Below are 2,146 nucleotides of genomic sequence, written 5' to 3' on the forward strand. Positions count from 1 at the left end.
GTTCGGCAAGAAATTCTGGGAAATCGCCGGGGAACGCCGAGATCCCGCCATCGTCTTCGAGCATCCCGGTGCCGCGACAATCGCCACCAGCATCCTCATGTGCCAGCCCGGTGGCATGGTCGTCATCTGCGCCGGTACGACCGGCTTCGACGCGATGGTTGACTTGCGCTATCACTGGACCCGCCAGAAGCGTTTCCAGGGATCGCACGGGACCAATGACAAACAAGCCATTGCGTACAACGACCTTGTGAGGGCAGGCAAGATCGATCCCGTCCTAGGTCGCACCCTCGAGTTCGACGGTATTCCGCGGGCACATGCGGAGATGGGCCGTGGCGAGGAGGTGTTCGGCAACACCACCGTTCTCGTCGGTTCTCCGGACCCCGAACAGGGTCGCGCCTAGTTGGGTAGCGACATTGAACATCAGGCAACTGGCGAGGCGACCGTCCTGGTTTAACCCAGGGCGGGCGCCTCGTGCTTCGTCTCGTCGCCTGGAACGGAACGCGCACCTTCTCGGAAAGTGCTTACTCAGCTGCGAGTAAGTGACTTGCGGCCCACGTACCTATCGCGTCTCGCGCACAGGTAGTGACAGCGGTGGCGCCGGGCGGTGCGCGGAATCAACCCGTCACGCGAGGGTTCGCGAACGGTAAAGGCCAAGCTCAAGCTCCATCAGCGAACTCTTCACCGCGTCCGGCTACAGCGCCACCACCCGCTTTACCCCGTCACGCCGCCGCCCTGGAGCCTCACCGTCTCCGGCTCGGCCCAACTCTGGAGCCTCGCGTAGGGCGCGTCTGGCCCCGCAGGTGCCTTACTTCTCGGCCTTGCCGGGTTTCCCGCTGATGGATTCCTGATAGATGTCCGCGTAGGTGGGCGAGTCCTTGATCAGGCCGTCGGCGAAGACCGCGACGTCGTTGCCGATGAGTTCCAGTACTCCCTTGCCGTCCGCGACCCCCTGCTCGAAGAAGTCGACGATGTCCGAGAGCAGAGACCCGTCATCCAGGCCGACCGGTCCGACCTTGAAGAAGTACTTCTGAATCTCCTTGTAGACGATCTGGTAGTCCGGCGGGAGCGCCTTGACCCGTGCCATGTGTGCACGCCACTGCTTCTTGCCTTCAATGATGTCTTGGATGCCCATGTCAGTCTCCTAGCCTGCCCAGTTTCCTTGCCACGTTCTTGTTCAACTGCTCGCGCCACCGGTCACGGAAGCTCGGGGCCCCTTCGCCGCCGGCCACCGCCGCACAGAAGCCCGCGATGTCGTCACCCAGCACCTCGCGCGTGCTCTGCCCGTCGGCCGCCGCCTCTTCGAGCAGCCCCAGCACCCCGTCGAGAATCGGCATCAGGTTGCGACCCGTGAAGTCCGAGTAGGGAACGAGGTGACCCTTGATCTCGCCCCACGCCGCCCGGTAGTCGGCCGGCAAGGCCGCGGCCCGGGCTTCGAACGCCTTCCATTCCTCGGTGAGATCGCTGCCTGTGATGGTCTCCCAGAAGTTCATTCCTCGCCCTCCTTGAGCTTGTCGATCCGTGATGAGACGTACTCCCATTTCGCCCAGAACGTCGCGAGTTCTACGCGCCCCGCGTCGTTGAGCGCATAGAACTTGCGCGGCGGGCCCTGCCCGGACGGTCGTTTCGTCGCCTGGACGAGCCGGTTCTTCTCCAGTCGCAGCAGGATGGTGTAAACCGTCCCCTCGACGACGTCGGCGAAGCCGAGTTCGTTCAGCCGACGCGTGATGGCATACCCGTAGGTCTCCTCGCTGCCGATGATCTCCAGCACGCAACCCTCCAGAGTGCCCTTCAGCATCTCCGTCAGATCATCCATCCCTATCCTCCTCGCCGCGCTCGACTACTCGGTGCCGCTAAGTACCAGTACACGGTATCACGGAGTAGTGGGCCATCCAACCCACCTCCTCCGTCCACAGCTCAAAGGTTGCTGTGGACAACTTGGCCTGATTCGATACCACCCACAAGATCCAGACAATCTTCGGAATCCCTTACAGATAAGGGCATTCCGCACGGAAACTGTCGGTGGTGGTGTCTAGGCTTCTGGGTATGGAGATCTTGGGCGCACGGCCGGTGTACTCGATGAGCGGCAGCGAACAGCTGCTGACTCTCGACGCCGCGCGGACCGAGATCGCCCGCCTGCAAACCCTCA

The 2,146-nt window shown here is 62.7% G+C and carries 4 protein-coding genes; 1 reads left to right on the top strand and 3 read right to left on the bottom strand.

Annotated features, from left to right (window positions below; translation table 11 throughout):
* Positions 1 to 400: zinc-binding dehydrogenase (locus VFG33_RS09765; RefSeq protein WP_325024672.1), on the top strand; the 400-nt coding region annotated here is incomplete at its 5' end.
* Positions 401 to 805: 405 nt separating this feature from the next.
* On the opposite strand, the gene VFG33_RS09770 is transcribed toward VFG33_RS09765, so the two are convergent.
* Genes VFG33_RS09770 through VFG33_RS09780 form a run of 3 tightly spaced genes read right to left on the bottom strand, consistent with a single transcriptional unit; the run spans position 806 to position 1,813 of the window.
* Positions 806 to 1,132, bottom strand: a complete 327-nt coding sequence (locus VFG33_RS09770) for a DUF1048 domain-containing protein (protein WP_325024675.1) — start codon at positions 1,130 to 1,132, stop codon at positions 806 to 808.
* Between the two features lies 1 nt (position 1,133).
* Positions 1,134 to 1,490: a DUF1048 domain-containing protein gene (locus VFG33_RS09775; RefSeq protein ID WP_325024677.1), complete on the bottom strand. Its 357-nt coding sequence runs from the start codon at positions 1,488 to 1,490 to the stop codon at positions 1,134 to 1,136.
* On the bottom strand, positions 1,487 to 1,813 hold the full coding sequence (locus tag VFG33_RS09780; protein WP_325024679.1) for a PadR family transcriptional regulator: 327 nt from the start codon (positions 1,811 to 1,813) through the stop codon (positions 1,487 to 1,489). The genes VFG33_RS09775 and VFG33_RS09780 overlap by 4 nt, the downstream gene beginning before the upstream one ends.
* Between the last annotated feature and the right edge of the window lie 333 nt (positions 1,814 to 2,146).

Source organism: Kribbella sp. (genome assembly GCF_035687465.1).
Classification (GTDB): Bacteria; Actinomycetota; Actinomycetes; order Propionibacteriales; family Kribbellaceae; genus Kribbella.

Coding starts and splice junctions, on each gene's coding strand:
- VFG33_RS09770 (WP_325024675.1), bottom strand. CDS start 1,132: ATGGGCATCCAAGACATCATTGAAGGCAAGAAGCAGTGGCGTGCACAC.
- VFG33_RS09775 (WP_325024677.1), bottom strand. CDS start 1,490: ATGAACTTCTGGGAGACCATCACAGGCAGCGATCTCACCGAGGAATGG.
- VFG33_RS09780 (WP_325024679.1), bottom strand. CDS start 1,813: ATGGATGATCTGACGGAGATGCTGAAGGGCACTCTGGAGGGTTGCGTG.